The sequence below is a fragment of the Streptomyces sp. NPDC048612 genome, assembly GCF_043199295.1.
Lineage (GTDB): Bacteria > Actinomycetota > Actinomycetes > Streptomycetales > Streptomycetaceae > Streptomyces.
This window is the reverse complement of the sequence record NZ_JBICVV010000009.1, coordinates 122277-138862: the sequence shown is the minus strand read 5'-3', so window position 1 is coordinate 138862 and position 16586 is coordinate 122277. Positions and strand designations below refer to the sequence as shown.

Here is a 16586-nt window from a genome sequence, read left to right as displayed (position 1 = left end):
CGCCACTGACAGGCGCGGACGGGTCACCGGCGCGGGGGCCCCGCAGCGTAACGGGCCGAAGCGCTCCGCATACCATCGACGGCGGACCCCTTCTCCCTGCATGATCGAGATATCAGGCCGAGCAGGGGCGAATGCCGTATTCGATGAGGGGACGCCGTGGACGAGAGCGGGAAGTCGCAGGACCCCGAGGAGTCCGTGCGGTCCCGGCCGCCCGAGCACGACAAGACACCCAAGGGACCGGCGCCGGGCAAGAAGAGGAGCGGCGGCGGCATCCTGATGGGCCGTCCCTTCGGCGTGCCCGTGTACGTGGCACCCAGCTGGTTCGTGGTCGCCGCCCTGATCACCTGGGTCTTCGGCGGCCAGCTGGAGCGCGTGCTGCCCGAGCTGGGCGTCGCCCGCTATCTGGTCTCGCTGTTCTTCGCCGTCGCCTTCTACGCCTCGGTGCTCGTCCACGAGCTGGCCCACACCGTCGCCGCGCTCCGCTTCAAGCTCCCCGTACGCCGCATCCAGCTCCAGTTCTTCGGCGGCGTCTCGGAGATCGAGAAGGAGACCGAGACCCCCGGCAGGGAGTTCGTCCTCGCCTTCGTCGGCCCGCTGCTCTCCCTCGTCCTCGCCGGCGTCTTCTACGGCGGCGTCCAGCTGGTCGAGGCCGGCACGGTCCCCGGTGTCCTGCTGGCGGGCCTGATGATCTCCAACCTCATCGTCGCGGTCTTCAACCTGCTGCCCGGCCTCCCGCTGGACGGCGGCCGGATGCTGCGCGCCCTGGTCTGGAAGCTCACCGGCAGGCCCATGAGCGGCACCATCGCCGCCGCCTGGGTCGGCCGCGCGCTCGCCGTCACCGTCCTCATCGGGCTGCCGCTGCTCACCCACACCGGCGCCCTCGGCACCGCCCGTCCGGAGATCGGCGGCGCCGACTCGCTCACCGACGCGTTGCTCGCCGCGATCCTCGCCGCCATCATCTGGACCGGCGCCGGCAACAGCCTGCGCATGGCCCGGCTGCGCGAACGCCTCCCCGACCTCACCGCCCGCACCCTGACCCGCCGCGCCGTCCCCGTGGAGACCGGCACCCCGCTCTCCGAGGCGCTGCGCCGCGCCAACGACGCCGGGGCCCGCGCCCTGGTCGTCGTCGACCCCCACGGCGTGCCCACCGCCCTCGTCCGCGAGGCCGCCATCGTCGGCGTCCCCGACCACCGCCGCCCCTGGGTCGCCGTGGGCACCCTCGCCCAGGACCTCAAGGACGGCATGCGGGTCTCCGCCGAACTCGCCGGGGAGGACCTCCTGGAATACCTCCGGGCCACCCCCGCCACCGAATACCTCGTCGTCGAGGAGACCGGTGAGATCTACGGCGTGCTGTCCACCGCCGACGTCGAGCGCGCCTTCGTCTCCGCCATGGCCCGCAAGGCCGCCTGACCGGGGCCCGTTCGCCCGGCCCACTGGTCGGCGGCGCCCCGGCGGGCCGGTAGGCTGGTCACATGTCCGAACCGACCGGTGCCGCCCGCCGTCGCGGGCCCTTCAAGGTCGGGGACCAGGTCCAGCTCACCGACCCCAAGGGACGCCACTACACCTTCACGCTCGAAGAGGGCAAGAGCTTCCACACCCATAAGGGAGCCTTCCCCCACGACGAGCTGATCGGTGCTCCCGAGGGCAGCGTTGTCCGTACCACCGGGAACGTCGCCTACCTCGCGCTGCGCCCGCTGCTCCCCGACTACGTCCTGTCCATGCCCCGCGGCGCCGCCGTGGTCTACCCCAAGGACGCGGGGCAGATCCTGGCGATGGCCGACATCTTCCCCGGCGCCCGCGTCGTCGAGGCCGGTGTGGGCTCCGGCTCGCTCAGCAGCTTCCTGCTGCGCGCCATCGGCGACGACGGCATGCTGCACTCCTACGAGCGCCGCGCCGACTTCGCCGAGATCGCCACGCAGAACGTGGAGCGCTACTTCGGCGGCCCGCACCCCGCATGGACGCTCACCGTCGGTGACCTCCAGGACAACCTCTCCGACACCGAGGTCGACCGCGTCATCCTCGACATGCTCGCCCCCTGGGAGTGCCTGGAGGCCGTCTCCAAGGCCCTGGTCCCCGGCGGCATCCTCTGCGCCTACGTCGCGACGACGACGCAGATGGCCCGCACCGTCGAGGCGATCCGCGAACACGGGACCTTCAACGAGCCGTCGGCCTGGGAGACCATGGTCCGCACCTGGCACGTGGAGGGCCTCGCCGTCCGCCCCGACCACCGCATGATCGGCCACACCGGCTTCCTGCTGACCGCCCGCCGCCTCGCCGACGGCGTCGAGCCCCCGCTGCGCCGCCGCCGCCCCGCCAAGGGTGCGTACGGCGAGGACTACAGCGGCCCCGGCAAGAGCGCCGCGGCGGCCTCCGGAGGCGCCTCGGCCGACCGCGGCTGACCGTCCGGAACCGGCCACCGAACCACCAGGCGCCGCCGACGAGTTCCCGTACGGGAATCCGCCGGCGGCGCCGCTGCGTCTCCACCCCCGATCCGCACGGAAAACTCCGGCCCAGCTGGTTCCTTGCCGCCCCCTCCTGTGGAACGATGCTGGGCACTCCCACCGCTTCAGCACTTCACAGGAGTTACCCCGCGTGCAGCCCATGGCAGGCCAGGACCTCTTGCACACCCAGCCGCGCCCCGTGCACTGGCTCGCCACCGCCACCGCCATCTCGGCGGTCGTCGCAGCCGCCTCCTTCGTCCAGCCCCCCGATGCCACGGCCACCACCGCCCGCGACGCCACCGCCGGCCGGCCCTCCGCAGCGGCCCCCGACCCGGCCGGGGCGACGTTCCCGGTCGACTGCGGCCCCAACCGCCTCGACGTGGTGAAAAAGGCCTCCGGCGACCTGGACGGCGACGGTACGACCGAGACCGTCGCGGTGGTCCGGTGCCACAGCGGGACGGGCTCCCCGCCCAGCGGCGTCTACGTCCTCACACAGCCGGCCGGGCGCAAGGCCGCCCCCCGGGTCGTGGCGACACTCCTCGCGCCCACCCAGCAGCGCAGCGTCCAAACCCTCGCCGTCGAGGATGGCGCGATCTCGGCGGCGGTCCTGGGCTACTCCACCCGCGACGTCCCGCGCTGCTGCCCGGACGTGCGCCAGGGGCTCAAGTGGCAGTGGAAGGGCGGGAAGTTCGTCCAGAGCGAACTCCCCGCCGCCATGGGCACCGCCCGCGTCTGACCCGTCACAGGGCGTGCCCGCCGGAAGCTTTCCGTCTCGGCCGGGCTACTCCGCGTCCGGGCCGTAGACCTCGACGAGGTCCTTGACGCGGCGGACGTGGATGCAGTCCCCGGGGCACTCCTTCGCGGAGTCCCGCACGTCATCGAGCAGCTTCAGCGGGACGGGCGTTGTCGCCCCCTTGTCCTGCAGCAGCTCGTCCTCGGTGCTCTTCACATAGGCCAGACCGTCGATGTCGAGCTCGAAGACCTCCGGCGCGTACTGCGCACAGATGCCGTCCCCGGTGCACAGATCCTGGTCGATCCATACTTCCAGCTCTGGGGCTTCGTCCTGTGCGGTCATCTCGCCTGCCGTTCCTGCGTACGTGAACCGTTTTTGTCTAAGTGGCGCCAGCCCTGACGGGTGTTGACCAAGTCGACGATACAACCGCTCGCTTTCCGATGTTGTTGGGTGGGTATTCCCTTGGCGTGAGGACGTGCGCAAGGGTGAAGATCGGACACGCCCCGACAGTCTTTTCGATCTAGGGGTTTCAACCTGCACCGGCCCAGGTAGGGTCAGGAAGCGTCCAGCTCCTTGGAGGAGGTGAGGACCGTGGCAGCCCACGACGACGACATCAACCGCGGCATCCGGCCGGGGCGGGGGTCTGAAGATCCCGCCGGCCAGGTTGCCTATCTCGAGCAGGAGATCGCCGTCCTGCGACGCAAGCTCGCCGACTCTCCGCGGCACACGAGGATTCTCGAAGAGCGGATCGTCGAGCTGCAGACCAACCTGGCCGGCGTCTCGGCGCAGAACGAGCGTCTCGCCAATACTCTCCGCGAGGCTCGCGACCAGATCGTCGCCCTGAAGGAGGAAGTCGACCGGCTCGCGCAGCCGCCGGCCGGCTTCGGTGTCTTCCTGCAGGCGAACGAGGACGACACGGTCGACATTTTCACCGGAGGCAGAAAGCTCCGGGTGAATGTCAGCCCCAGCGTGGAGACCGACGGCCTCAGGCGCGGCCAAGAGGTCATGCTCAATGAAGCGCTCAACGTGGTCGAGGCCATGGAGTTCGAGAGCGCCGGCGACATCGTCACCCTCAAGGAGATCCTTGAGGACGGCGAGCGTGCCCTGGTGATCGGGCACACCGACGAGGAACGGGTGGTGAGGCTCGCCGAGCCGCTGCTGGACATCACCATCCGCCCCGGCGACGCCCTGCTCCTCGAACCCCGCTCCGGCTACGTCTACGAAGTCATCCCGAAGAGCGAGGTCGAGGAACTCGTCCTCGAAGAGGTCCCGGACATCGACTACACCAAGATCGGTGGTCTGGGCGGCCAGATCGAACTGATCCGGGACGCGGTCGAGCTTCCGTACCTCTACCCCGACCTCTTCAAGGAGCACGAACTCCGCCCGCCCAAGGGCGTCTTGCTCTACGGCCCGCCGGGCTGCGGCAAGACACTCATCGCCAAGGCGGTCGCCAACTCCCTTGCCAAGAAGGTCGCCGAGGTGACCGGGCAGCCCGCGGGGAAGAGCTTCTTCCTCAACATCAAGGGCCCGGAGCTGCTCAACAAGTACGTCGGCGAGACGGAACGGCACATCCGCCTGGTCTTCCAGCGCGCCAGGGAGAAGGCGAGCGAGGGCACCCCCGTCATCGTCTTCTTCGACGAGATGGACTCCCTGTTCCGCACCCGGGGGTCCGGCGTCAGCTCGGACGTGGAGAACACCATCGTCCCGCAGCTGCTCTCCGAGATCGACGGCGTCGAGGGCCTCGAGAACGTCATCGTGATCGGTGCCTCGAACCGCGAGGACATGATCGACCCGGCGATCCTGCGCCCCGGCCGCCTCGATGTGAAGATCAAGATCGAGCGTCCGGACGCCGAGGCCGCCAAGGACATCTTCTCGAAGTACCTCACGGAGCGGCTCCCGCTGCACTCCGACGATCTCGCCGAACACGGCGACTCGCGGAAGGCCGCGGTCAGCGGAATGATCCAGTCGGTCGTCGAGCAGATGTATGCGGAATCCGAGGAAAACCGCTTCCTGGAGGTCACCTATGCCAATGGTGACAAGGAAGTCCTCTACTTCAAGGACTTCAACTCCGGCGCGATGATCGAAAACATCGTGGGACGCGCAAAGAAGATGGCCATCAAGGCCTTCCTCGAACACAATCAGAAGGGGCTTCGGGTTTCCCACCTCCTCCAGGCTTGCGTGGATGAGTTCAAGGAGAACGAGGACCTTCCCAACACCACCAATCCGGACGACTGGGCCCGGATCTCCGGAAAGAAGGGCGAGCGGATCGTATACATCCGTACGCTGGTCACCGGAAAGCAGGGCGCGGACACCGGTCGCTCCATCGATACGGTGGCGAATACCGGCCAATACCTGTAACACCGCTCTCCGGCTGCGGATGTCCTGCACGGGGCGTCCGCAGCCGGACGCTTTTTCGGGGGCACCGGAACCGCTCCCCATAAGGGCGCGGTGCATCAGGGAAAACCGGACTGGAGCAATGACTGTAATGATCTCCCCAGCGCCGCAGAGGCGTTCTAGGCTCTTCGGTATCGCTGCGTCACGCTGTGCGGGCGTGGGGCACGCACACGGACCGGAAGCACAGCGGTACTTGAGCGCCGACCCCATCCGGGGGCGCCGCCGGGCTAGGAGGGCCGCATGACCGTACGGCGAGTAATGGGAATCGAGACGGAGTACGGGATCTCCGTCCCCGGCCACCCGAACGCCAATGCCATGCTCACCTCATCCCAGGTCGTCAACGCCTACGCGGCCGCGATGCACCGGGCACGCCGTGCCCGCTGGGACTTCGAGGAGGAGAACCCGCTGCGGGACGCCCGCGGCTTCGACCTCGCACGGGAGAACGCCGACTCCAGCCAGCTCACCGACGAGGACATCGGCCTGGCCAACGTGATCCTCACGAACGGCGCCCGGCTCTACGTCGACCACGCGCACCCCGAGTACAGCGCCCCCGAGGTCACCAATCCGCGCGACGCCGTCCTCTGGGACAAGGCCGGCGAGCGGATCATGGCCGAGGCCGCCGAGCGGGCCGCCCAGGTCCCCGGCGCCCAGCCCATCCACCTCTACAAGAACAACACCGACAACAAGGGCGCCTCCTACGGGACGCACGAGAACTACCTGATGAAGCGGGAGACCCCGTTCTCGGACATCGTGCGGCACCTGACGCCGTTCTTCGTCTCCCGCCAGGTGGTCACCGGCGCCGGCCGGGTCGGAATCGGCCAGGACGGCCACGAGCACGGCTTCCAGCTCAGCCAGCGCGCCGACTACTTCGAGGTGGAGGTCGGCCTGGAGACGACGCTCAAGCGGCCGATCATCAACACCCGCGACGAGCCGCACGCGGACGCGGAGAAGTACCGCCGGCTCCACGTGATCATCGGGGACGCCAACCTCTCCGAGATCTCGACGTATCTGAAGCTGGGCACCACCTCTCTGGTGCTCTCCATGATCGAGGACGGGTTCATCGCCGTCGATCTGGCCATCGACCAGCCCGTCCGCACCCTCCACCAGGTCTCCCACGACCCCGGTCTGCAGCACCTGATCACGCTCCGCAGCGGCCGCACACTCACCGCGGTACAGCTCCAGATGGAGTACTTCGAGCTGGCCCGCAAATATGTCGAGGACCGTTACGGAGCGGATGCGGACGACCAGACCAAGGACGTCCTGACCAGGTGGGAGGACGTGCTCGGCCGGCTGGAGAACGATCCGATGAGCCTGTCCGGCGAGCTGGACTGGGTCGCCAAGCGGGAGCTCATGGAGGGCTACCGGCGCCGTGACGGCCTGGACTGGGACGCGGCGCGGCTGCACCTCATCGACCTGCAGTACGCCGACGTGCGCCCCGACAAGGGCCTGTACAACCGTCTGGCGGCCCGCGGCAAGATGAAGCGGCTCCTGGACGAGGCGGACGTCACCCGGGCGGAGCAGAAGCCCCCGGAGGACACCAGGGCGTACTTCCGCGGCCGCTGCCTGGAGCAGTACGCGGACGATGTCGCCGCGGCCTCATGGGATTCGGTCATTTTCGATCTGCCCGGCCGTGACTCCCTGCAACGGGTTCCGACACTGGAGCCGCTGCGGGGGACCCGGAAGCACGTCAAGGAGCTCCTTGACCGCTGCCAGACCGCGGAGGAGCTGGTCAGGACGCTCTCCGGGCGCTGAGCCGGGGCAGGTGCACGACAAATTTTCCGGCGATCCGAGGCCGATTCACGGCTGAAATCGATGCGGGGCGGGAATCATCGAGGTGACTCCCGGGCGTTGCAGCAACTGCAGGGCCGATGTCGGACCCTGCTTGTAGGGTCGGATCTTGAAGGTCACATCGAGCGGGGCGAACCGAGCGGGGTGAGGGACATGGCGACCAAGGACAGCGGCGGCGGACAGGCGAAGGCCACGCGTTCCACCGAAGAGGTCGAGGAGCAGACGCAGGACGCGCAGGCTTCGGAAGACCTCAAGGAACGCCAGGAAAAGTTGTCGGACGACGTGGATTCCGTCCTGGACGAGATCGACGATGTGCTCGAAGAGAACGCAGAGGATTTCGTGCGGAGCTTCGTGCAAAAGGGCGGAGAGTAGAGCAGACCGGACAGGTTCGGCGCGGGGGGACCGAAGCGTTGCGCGCGGTGCGGAAAGGGATGCCCGCGCGCGGCCTTCGGGCACATCCGGTGAGATCAGCCGGCCGCCGGGAAACCGGCGCTTCGCACGCCCCGGGAATTCACCACGGAACCCCTCGCCGCAGGAGCGCGGAATGCGGGGCGCCGTATTCCGGATGGCCGGCCCGGAGGGCGTTGCCGCTTCCGGGCGGGCCCGTGGAGCACGGTGGGGCCGCTCTCCGCACGATCCGTCCGGGCAGGGCCCCGGGCATGTGGATCACGCCCCCGAAAGGGGTAAGGTCCGAGGCGTACGCTGCATCAACTGCAACTCGGCACTCGGCAAGTTGAGGGATGACCCCGACGCGATGCGCAGGGCCATCGCATATCCGGAAGGATTCGTGTGGAAGCCAATACTCGAAGCACCGGGCGTCTGCCAGCTGCCTTCCTGACGCCTGGGTCCTCGTCTTTCATGGATTTCCTGGGCGCGCACTCACCCGATCTGCTGCCGGGCAACCGCCCGCTGCCGCCGGTGCAGGGCGCCATCGAGGCCCCGCACGGCACGACGATCGTGGCCGCGGCGTTCCCCGGGGGCGTGGTCCTCGCCGGTGACCGGCGGGCGACCATGGGCAACGTCATCGCGCAGCGCGACATCGAGAAGGTTTTCCCGGCCGACGAGTATTCGGCGGTCGGCATCGCGGGCACGGCGGGCCTCGCGGTGGAGATGGTCAAGCTCTTCCAGCTGGAGCTGGAGCACTTCGAGAAGGTCGAGGGCGCCCAACTCTCCCTGGAGGGCAAGGCGAACCGTCTGTCGACGATGATCCGCAGCAACCTCGGGATGGCCATGCAGGGCCTGGCCGTGGTGCCGCTCTTCGCCGGCTACGACCTGGACCGCGAGAAGGGCCGCATCTTCTCGTACGACGTGACCGGCGGGCGCTCGGAGGAGCAGGGTTTCGCGGCGACGGGTTCCGGCTCGGTCTTCGCGCGCAGCTCGCTCAAGAAGCTCTTCCAGGAGGACTTCACGGAGAATCAGGCCGCCACGGCCGTCGTCCAGGCGCTCTATGACGCCGCGGACGACGACTCGGCGACCGGCGGACCGGACATGGCGCGGCGGATCTACCCGATCGTCACGGTGATCACCGAGGACGGCTTCAAGCGGCTGACCGAGGCCGAGGTCTCGGAGATCGCCCGTGCCATTCACGAGCGCCGCCAGGAGCAGCCCGACGGTCCGCGTGCCGCGCTGCTCTGACGGGACGGATGTTCCGCAATGCTCCCCCAGCTACCGCTGGGTGTGCCTCCAGCCACTGAGAGAGCTCTTGACAGGAAGGGACGGATAGCCGGTGTCGACGCCGTTCTATGTCTCACCCCAGCAGGCCATGGCCGATCGCGCCGAATACGCCCGCAAGGGCATCGCGCGCGGCCGCAGTGTCGTGGTGCTGCAATACACCGACGGCGTGGTTTTCGTCGCCGAGAATCCCTCCCGCGCCCTGCACAAGGTCAGCGAGATCTATGACCGGATCGCCTTCGCGGCCGTCGGCAAGTACAACGAGTTCGAGAATCTGCGGATCGGCGGTGTGCGCTATGCCGATCTGCGGGGTTACACCTACGACCGCGAGGACGTGACCGCGCGCGGCCTGGCGAACGTCTACGCCCAGACCCTCGGCACGATCTTCTCCAGCGCCGCCGAGAAGCCGTACGAGGTCGAGCTGATCGTGGCCGAGGTCGGCAGCGCGCCCGAGGACGACCAGATCTACCGGCTGCCGCACGACGGCTCGATCGTCGACGAGCACGGCTCGGTGGCCGTCGGCGGCAATGCCGACCAGATCAGCAGCTACCTCGACCAGCGGCACCGCGACGGCATGACGCTGGCCGAGGCGCTGAAGCTGGCGGTGGAGTCGCTGTCGCGGGACACCAACGGCGGTGAGCGCACGCTGACCGCCGAACAGCTGGAGGTCGCCACCCTGGACCGCACGCGCCCGCAGCAGCGCAAGTTCAAGCGCATCCTGGGGCGGCAGCTGTCGCGGCTGCTCGACGAGAACACCGCCACGGGCGCCGGCGAGCCGGCGGCGGACGCCGACTCCGGTGCGGCCGGGGCGTCCGACGAGGGCACCGGCGGCAAGGGCGGCAAGGGCAAGGACGACTCCGAGGGGGAGTCCGGCCCCAAGCTCTGACGAGGTATCGCTTCCGGGCCCGCGGCCCGGTGCACGCGCCCCGGTGGGTCACCGCCCGCCGGGGCGCTCGGCGTTGCCGGGGGCCCCGGCGGGCGGGGCGGTGGAGCCGCGGGTGACCAGCTCCACGGGCAGGGTGGCGGCGGGCGCCGGGCGGCCGTCGAGGACCGCCATCAGGGCCCGCATCCCGGCCGCGCCGAAGTCCTCGGCGGGCAGCCGTACGGTCGTCAGCTCCGGTTCGACGGCGACGGCCAGGGCCAGGTCGTCGAAGCCGGTGACGGAGACGTCCTCGGGGACGCGCAGGCCCAGGCGGCGGACGGCCTTGCAGGCGCCCGCGGCGATGATGTCGTCGTCGCAGAGCAGCGCCGTGGGGCGGGGGCCGGGCCCGGTGAGGGCGGCGTGTGCGGCGTGCAGCCCGGCGTCGCCCCCGAGGGCGGACGGCTGACGGCGCAGCAGTGCGCCCGGCACGCCGTGCAGGCTGTCGGCGACGGCGCGGGCGCGCACCTCGAAGGTCCAGGACCGGACATCGGCCGCGAGGTGGGTGATGCGGCGGTGGCCGAGCGCGCTCAGATGCTCCGTCAACTGCCGTGCGCCGTCGGCGATGTCGAGGTTCACGGTGGCATCCGCCCGGTCGTCGCCGGGGTCGCTGTCCAGCATGACCAGGGGCAGGTCCGCGTCCCGGAGCGCGGTGAGCGTTTCGGCGGCCATGGACGAGGCGATCACTCCGTCGAGGGTGGCCGCTGCGGAGTCGAACGGGTTGCGGGCGGGCCCGGTGCCTTCGGGGGAGGGGTAGAGGACCACGCCGAAGCCGTGGTCGGCGGCGACCCGGGCCGCGCCGGTGTAGACGCGGGCGAAGAACTCGGTGGTCAGGACGGGGACGACCAGCAGCACCGTGCGGGTGCGGCCCATGCGCAGGCTGCGGGCGGCGAGGTTGGGCCGGTAGCCGAGTTCACGGGCGGCGGCGCGGACGGCGTCCGCCTTGCCGGGGGAGACCCGGCCGCGCCACTTGTCGCCCAGGACGAGGGAGACGGCGGCCTGGGAGACCCCGGCGGCGCGGGCCACGTCCCGGCTGGTGACGCGGGGGGCCGGGCCCCCGGGACGCGCGGCCCCGCCCGCCCCGGGGGAGCCGGTGCGGGCGCCGGGGGAGGGTGCGGCCTCGTTGCTGCTCACCGGGTGTCTCGCTCCTCACGTTCTGCCGCCGCGAGTGGACGGCGGGTGGTGGTCATGGTACGTATAGCGCTCAGGGTTATACGTAACACGTCCGGCTCGGCCGGACAGAGAGGGGCGGGGATGGCCGCGGGATACGCGGAGCTGCTCAGGACCCGGCATGCGGCCCGGCTTCTGGCGGGCACGCTGGTCGGCAGGCTGCCGAACGCCACCGCGGCGCTGGCCGTGGTCCTCTTCGTACGCGCCGAGGGCGGCAGCTACGCCCTGGCCGGCGCGCTCTCCGCGGTCTACGGGCTCTTCACCGCCATCGGCCAGCCGCTGCTCGGCCGGGCCGTGGACCTCTTCGGCCAGCCGCGGGTGATGCTGCCGGCCTCGGTGCTCTCGGCACTCGGCATGGCGCTGCTGGTGGCCGTCGGCCTGGACGTGCTGTGGCTCGCCTACGCCGCCATGGTGATCGCCGGATTCTTCACCCCGCCCCTGGAGGGCGGTCTGCGGGCGCTGTGGCCCGGGGTCCTCAAACGCCCGGACCGGGTGCACGCCGCCTACGCGCTGGACGCGGTGGCGCAGGAAGTCATGTTCGCGGTGGGCCCGTTGCTGGTGACGCTGTGCGTGGCGGCCTGGTCCGAGGGCGCGGCGCTGTTGGTGATCAACCTGCTCGGGGTGCTCGGCGCGCTCTCCGTGGTCGTCTCCGAGCCGTCCCGGCGGTGGCGCAGCGGGCCCCGGGAGGCGCACTGGCTGGGGGCGCTGCGCTCGGCCGGGCTGCTGGTGCTGATCGGGGCGTTCTTCTTCGTCGGGCTGGCGATGGGGGCGATCGCGGTCGCGGCGGTCGCGTACGCCGACGAGCACGGCGGCGGCATGGTCTCCAGCGCGCTGCTGTCCGCGCTCGGCGTCGGCGCGCTGGCCGGCGGTCTCGTCTACGGCGCCCGGGAGTGGCCGGGACGGCCGGAGAGCCGGCTGCGGCTGCTGGTCGGTCTGCTGGCGCTGGGGTATCTGCCGCTGGTGCTGGTGCCGGGTGTCGTGGGGATGACGGCGCTGACCGGCGTCGCCGGGGTGTTCCTGGCGCCGGCGCTGGCCTGTGCGTTCGTGGTGGTGGACCGGCATGCGCCCAAGGGCACGGTGACCGAGGCGTTTTCCTGGCTGGTGACGACGTTCGGCGTCGGATCGGCGGTGGGCGCCTCCGTGGTGGGTCCGGCGGTGGAGCGCGGTGGCGCGGTCGCCGGCTTCGCGGTGGCCGGTGCCGGTGGAATCGCCGCACTGCTCGTCCTTTTGTCGACGAAGCGATTTCTGGGGGAGCCCGTGCGGCGGACGACTGTGGCCGCCACGACGGAAAATGATCGAAACGGGGCGGCCGAACCCGGTTTCAGAGCAGGCCGTCAGGCGTAATGTTCAGTCATGGACCGCCGCATTTTCGGGCTGGAGAACGAGTACGGCGTCACGTGCACGTTCAGGGGACAGCGCCGACTGTCGCCTGACGAAGTGGCGCGCTACCTCTTCCGCCGTGTCGTGTCATGGGGCCGCAGCAGCAATGTCTTCCTGCGGAACGGCGCCCGCCTGTACCTGGACGTGGGTTCGCACCCGGAATACGCAACTCCCGAGTGCGACAACGTGACCGAGCTGGTCACCCACGACAAGGCCGGTGAGCGCATTCTCGAGGGCCTGCTCGTCGACGCCGAACGCCGTCTGCACGAGGAGGGAATCGCGGGCGACGTCTACCTCTTCAAGAACAACACCGATTCGGCGGGAAACTCCTACGGCTGCCACGAGAATTACCTCGTCGCCCGCCACGGTGAGTTCTCCCGGCTCGCGGACATCCTCATTCCGTTTCTGGTCACCCGTCAGCTGCTGTGCGGCGCGGGCAAGGTGCTGCAGACCCCGCGCGGCGCGGTCTACTGCGTCAGCCAGCGCGCGGAGCACATCTGGGAGGGCGTCTCCTCGGCGACGACCCGCTCCCGGCCGATCATCAACACCCGCGACGAGCCGCACGCGGACGCCGAGCGCTATCGCCGGCTCCATGTCATCGTGGGCGACTCCAACATGTCCGAGACGACCATGATGCTGAAGGTCGGCGCCACCGATCTCGTGCTGCGCATGATCGAGGCGGGCACGGTCATGCGCGATCTGACGCTGGAGAACCCCATCCGGGCGATCCGCGAGGTCAGCCATGACATCACCGGCCAGCGCAAGGTGCGGCTGGCCAGTGGGCGCGAGGCCTCGGCGCTGGAGGTCCAGCAGGAGTACTACGAGAAGGCCGTGGACTTCTGCGAGCGCCGCGGAATCCGTACGGGCACCGTCGAGCGGGTCCTGGAGCTGTGGGGCCGTACGCTCGAGGCGATCCGGGACGAGGATCTCGGCCGGGTCGCGACCGAGATCGACTGGGTGATGAAGCATCAGCTCATCGAGCGGTATCGCACCAAGAACAACATCACGATGTCCCACCCGCGAGTGGCGCAGATAGACCTCGCGTACCACGACATCCACCGCCGCCGGGGCCTCTACTACCTCCTGGAGCGGAAGGGGCAGGCGGCGCGGATCTGCAACGACCTGAAGATCTTCGAGGGCAAGTCGGTGCCGCCGCAGACCACCCGTGCCAGGCTGCGCGGCGACTTCATCCGCCGGGCGCAGGAGCAGCGCCGCGATTTCACGGTCGACTGGGTGCATCTCAAGCTCAATGACCAGGCGCAGCGCACGGTGCTGTGCAAGGACCCGTTCCGCTCCGTGGACGACCGGGTGGAGAAGCTGATCGCAGGCATGTGACCCGCGGGGAATGCGGTGGTGTGCCGGGAGCTCCGAGCTCCCGGCACATTGCCGTGTTGTGGCGGGAAACGTCCGGCGGCACAGGTCGTAGAGTGGCGGGCATTGCCCACCCACCCCACGAGCCCGAGTTGGACGAATGAACCTCACGAAGAACACCCGTCGCGCCGCTGCCGCGCTGACCGTGCCGATCCTGCTGTTCACCGCCGCCTGCGGCTCCGACGACGGCAAGGGCTCGTCCGGCGCAGCCGTCGCCAAGGTCGAGGGCAAGGCCGGGGAGAAGCCCAAGATCACGGTGCCGAAGGGCGCCAAACCGGCCGAGAAGCCCGTCACCAAGACCCTCGTCGAGGGCAAGGGCGCGACGGTCAAGAAGGGCGACCTGGTCCGGCTGGACTTCGCGGCGCAGACCATGAAGGGCCGCAACCTCGGTGGCAGCTGGACGCCGCAGCCCGGCAGCAAGCCCGGCGGTCCGCGTACCCAGGTCGTGACCGAGGTCACCGACCAGATGACGCAGCAGATGCTGCCGCCGAAGGTGCTGTCCGCGATGGCCGGGCAGAAGGTCGGCAGCCGTGTCGAGGTCGAGGGCACTGCCAAGGCGCTGATCGGCGCGGGCCTGAACCCGCAGGCCGGGATCAAGCCGGGCGACGGCCTGGTGTGGGTCGTCGATGTCGTCGGGGCGAAGAAGGTCGACAAGAAGGCCAAGGCCGAGGGTGAGCAGGCGGAGCCGGAGGACGGGCTGCCCAAGGTGACCGCGCCCGACGGGAAGGCCGCGAAGATCGAGGTGCCCAAGGGCGAGAAGGCCCCCAAGGACCTCAAGGAGCAGGTCCTGGTCAAGGGCAAGGGCCCCGAGGTCAAGGCCGGTGACGGGCTGATCGCGCAGTACACCGGTGTGAAGTGGGAGGACGGCAAGAAGTTCGACTCGTCCTGGGACCACGGTGGCGCGACGGCCTTCCAGATCGGCACCGGGCAGGTCGTCCAGGGCTGGGACAAGGCGCTGGTCGGCAAGCACGTCGGTGACCGGGTGGAGATCGTGATCCCGCCGAAGCTGGGCTACGGCGCGAGCCCGCAGCACGAGCTGGCCAAGAACACCCTGGTCTTCTCGGTCGACATCGTCGGCACGGTCTGACGGCGGGCCTCGCAAGATCTGCAAGACTGGCCCGGTAATCGTAAAGATTCGTAAGTAGGAGCACATCCGTGAGCATCGACAAGCCCGAGATCGACTTTCCTGAGGGCCCGGCTCCCACCGAGCTCGAGATCGTGGACCTGACGGAGGGCGACGGGCCGGTCGCCAAGGCCGGGGACACCGTCTCCGTCCACTACGTCGGCGTGTCCTTCAGCACCGGCGAGGAGTTCGACGCCAGCTGGAACCGCGGCAAGCCGCTCCAGTTCCAGCTGGGCGCCGGCCAGGTCATCGCCGGCTGGGACCAGGGCGTGCAGGGCATGAAGGTCGGCGGCCGCCGCCGGCTGACCATCCCCGCGCACCTCGCGTACGGCGACCGCGGCGCCGGCGGCGGCCGCATCGCCCCGGGCGAGACGCTGATCTTCGTCTGCGACCTGGTCTCCGTCTGAGACCGGCGCCGGTCGCCGTGCGCGACCGCAGCTGACGTGACCGAGGGCCCGTGCCGTCACGGCACGGGCCCTCGCACGTCTCCGGCCCGCACTCCTGCCGGGCCGGCGGGCGGGCGCGGGGACCGAGGGCCGCCCCGTCCCGCTTTTGCCCGGGCCACCCCGAGCGGTACGGTCAACGATCGGGAGTTCAAACGAGAAAGGGCGTCGATGGCCATTGCCAAGGCCGAGCGGCTGATGAATCTGGCGCTGTGCCTGCTGGGGACGCGACGCCCGCTGACCAAGCGTGAACTGCGGTCGTCCATCGAGGCCTACATCGAGGCGAACAGCGACGACTCGTTCAACCGGATGTTCGAGCGGGACAAGGACGACCTGCGCGAGCTGGGCCTGGTCATCGAGACCGTCGAGGGCATCGACGGCGACATCGGCTACCTCGCCCGCCGCGACAGCAACCGCCTGCCCCCGATCACCCTGGACGCCGAGGAGGCCGCCGCCCTGGGGCTCGCCGCGAAGATCTGGCAGCAGGCCCGGCTGGCGGGCGCCGCCAGCGGCGCGCTCCAGAAGCTGCGCGCGGCCGGTATGCCGCTGGCCGGGGACGGCGCCGACTACGACGCCGGAGCGCCGCACAGCGCGCTGGAACCCCGTATCCCGGCCCATGAGGCCGCCTTCGAACCGCTGATGCTGGCCTGCCGGGACCGCCGGCCGGTCGTCTTCGACTACCGCAAGTCGAACGCCGCCCACCCCGAGCAGCGGCAGGTCGAACCCTGGATTCTCGAATGCTGGCGCGGCCACTGGTACGTCGCCGGCTGGGACCGCGAGCGCCAGGCCGAGCGGGTCTTCCGGCTCTCCCGGATCACCGGCAAGGTCCGTTCCCGCCAAGGGGCGTTCACCGCGCCGGTGCCCGATCACGTCACCGTCCGCGAGACCGTCGAGAGCTGGGCCGGCGAGACCGCCACCGGCACCGCCAGGATCAGGCTGCGGGCCGAGCACGGCTACCCGCTGCGCGCCCGCGCGCTCACCGTCCGCGCACTGGGCGACGGCTGGGAGGAGCTGGAGATCCCCAACGGGCACGGACTCGACGCCTGGCTGGTGGAGTTCGGCCCCGACGTGATCGTCCTGGAACCCGCGGAACTGCGCGCCGATGTCATCGACCGGCTGCGTGCCGTGGCCAAGGGCTGAGAGGGAAACGAGA

At 70.0% G+C, this 16586-nt stretch carries 16 protein-coding genes; 14 read left to right on the top strand and 2 right to left on the bottom strand.

Annotation, left to right across the window (positions count from 1 at the left end; translation table 11 throughout):
• Positions 1 to 156 precede the first annotated feature (156 nt).
• The 3 genes from ACGFN2_RS16405 (at position 157) to ACGFN2_RS16395 (ending at position 3177) form a co-directional block, all read left to right on the top strand.
• A complete protein-coding gene (locus ACGFN2_RS16405; protein ID WP_393360742.1) occupies positions 157 to 1410 on the top strand; it encodes a site-2 protease family protein in 1254 nt (417 codons plus the stop codon).
• 62 nt (positions 1411 to 1472) lie between these two features.
• Complete coding sequence (locus ACGFN2_RS16400) at positions 1473 to 2399, top strand: tRNA (adenine-N1)-methyltransferase (RefSeq protein WP_362607980.1); 927 nt, start codon at positions 1473 to 1475, stop codon at positions 2397 to 2399.
• A gap of 202 nt (positions 2400 to 2601) precedes the next feature.
• Positions 2602 to 3177, top strand: coding sequence for a hypothetical protein (locus ACGFN2_RS16395; RefSeq protein WP_362608063.1), 576 nt, complete (start codon positions 2602 to 2604; stop codon positions 3175 to 3177).
• 45 nt (positions 3178 to 3222) lie between these two features.
• On the opposite strand, the gene ACGFN2_RS16390 is transcribed toward ACGFN2_RS16395, so the two are convergent.
• Entirely contained in the window at positions 3223 to 3516 is a 294-nt protein-coding gene (locus ACGFN2_RS16390; RefSeq protein ID WP_088796882.1) for a ferredoxin, read from the bottom strand.
• A 249-nt stretch (positions 3517 to 3765) separates the two neighbouring features.
• Between ACGFN2_RS16390 and arc the strand changes: the two genes are divergently transcribed.
• From arc to prcA, 6 genes are all read left to right on the top strand, one after another.
• Positions 3766 to 5532, top strand: coding sequence for a proteasome ATPase (arc, locus tag ACGFN2_RS16385; protein ID WP_362607982.1), 1767 nt, complete (start codon positions 3766 to 3768; stop codon positions 5530 to 5532).
• 276 nt (positions 5533 to 5808) lie between these two features.
• Positions 5809 to 7320 carry a depupylase/deamidase Dop gene (dop, locus tag ACGFN2_RS16380; RefSeq protein ID WP_362607984.1) on the top strand — a complete coding sequence of 504 codons (1512 nt, stop codon included), beginning with the start codon at positions 5809 to 5811 and terminating at the stop codon, positions 7318 to 7320.
• 189 nt (positions 7321 to 7509) lie between these two features.
• Positions 7510 to 7728 carry a ubiquitin-like protein Pup gene (locus tag ACGFN2_RS16375; RefSeq protein WP_362607986.1) on the top strand — a complete coding sequence of 73 codons (219 nt, stop codon included), beginning with the start codon at positions 7510 to 7512 and terminating at the stop codon, positions 7726 to 7728.
• A complete protein-coding gene (locus ACGFN2_RS16370; RefSeq protein ID WP_393360739.1) occupies positions 7667 to 8194 on the top strand; it encodes an endonuclease domain-containing protein in 528 nt (175 codons plus the stop codon). The genes ACGFN2_RS16375 and ACGFN2_RS16370 overlap by 62 nt, the downstream gene beginning before the upstream one ends.
• Positions 8146 to 8991: a proteasome subunit beta gene (gene prcB, locus ACGFN2_RS16365; protein ID WP_362607988.1), complete on the top strand. Its 846-nt coding sequence runs from the start codon at positions 8146 to 8148 to the stop codon at positions 8989 to 8991. Before ACGFN2_RS16370 ends, prcB begins: the two co-directional genes overlap by 49 nt.
• Positions 8992 to 9082: 91 nt before the next feature.
• Positions 9083 to 9913 (top strand): proteasome subunit alpha, encoded by an 831-nt coding sequence (prcA, locus tag ACGFN2_RS16360; protein WP_393360737.1) that lies wholly within the window; start codon positions 9083 to 9085, stop codon positions 9911 to 9913.
• A 48-nt stretch (positions 9914 to 9961) separates the two neighbouring features.
• On the opposite strand, the gene ACGFN2_RS16355 is transcribed toward prcA, so the two are convergent.
• Positions 9962 to 11080 (bottom strand): LacI family DNA-binding transcriptional regulator, encoded by a 1119-nt coding sequence (locus tag ACGFN2_RS16355; protein WP_393360735.1) that lies wholly within the window; start codon positions 11078 to 11080, stop codon positions 9962 to 9964.
• A 120-nt stretch (positions 11081 to 11200) separates the two neighbouring features.
• On the opposite strand from ACGFN2_RS16355, the gene ACGFN2_RS16350 reads away from it, so the two are divergent.
• From ACGFN2_RS16350 to ACGFN2_RS16330, 5 genes are all read left to right on the top strand, one after another.
• Entirely contained in the window at positions 11201 to 12460 is a 1260-nt protein-coding gene (locus ACGFN2_RS16350) for an MFS transporter (protein WP_393360733.1), read from the top strand.
• 9 nt (positions 12461 to 12469) lie between these two features.
• Complete coding sequence (gene pafA, locus ACGFN2_RS16345; RefSeq protein WP_362607996.1) at positions 12470 to 13831, top strand: Pup--protein ligase; 1362 nt, start codon at positions 12470 to 12472, stop codon at positions 13829 to 13831.
• Between the two features lie 136 nt (positions 13832 to 13967).
• On the top strand, positions 13968 to 14954 hold the full coding sequence (locus ACGFN2_RS16340) for an FKBP-type peptidyl-prolyl cis-trans isomerase (RefSeq protein WP_362607998.1): 987 nt from the start codon (positions 13968 to 13970) through the stop codon (positions 14952 to 14954).
• A 68-nt stretch (positions 14955 to 15022) separates the two neighbouring features.
• Positions 15023 to 15397 (top strand): FKBP-type peptidyl-prolyl cis-trans isomerase, encoded by a 375-nt coding sequence (locus tag ACGFN2_RS16335; protein ID WP_018087767.1) that lies wholly within the window; start codon positions 15023 to 15025, stop codon positions 15395 to 15397.
• A 207-nt stretch (positions 15398 to 15604) separates the two neighbouring features.
• The gene (locus tag ACGFN2_RS16330) at positions 15605 to 16573 is read left to right on the top strand and encodes a WYL domain-containing protein (RefSeq protein ID WP_362608000.1); all 969 of its coding nucleotides are present in this window, start codon (positions 15605 to 15607) and stop codon (positions 16571 to 16573) included.
• Positions 16574 to 16586 lie beyond the last annotated feature (13 nt).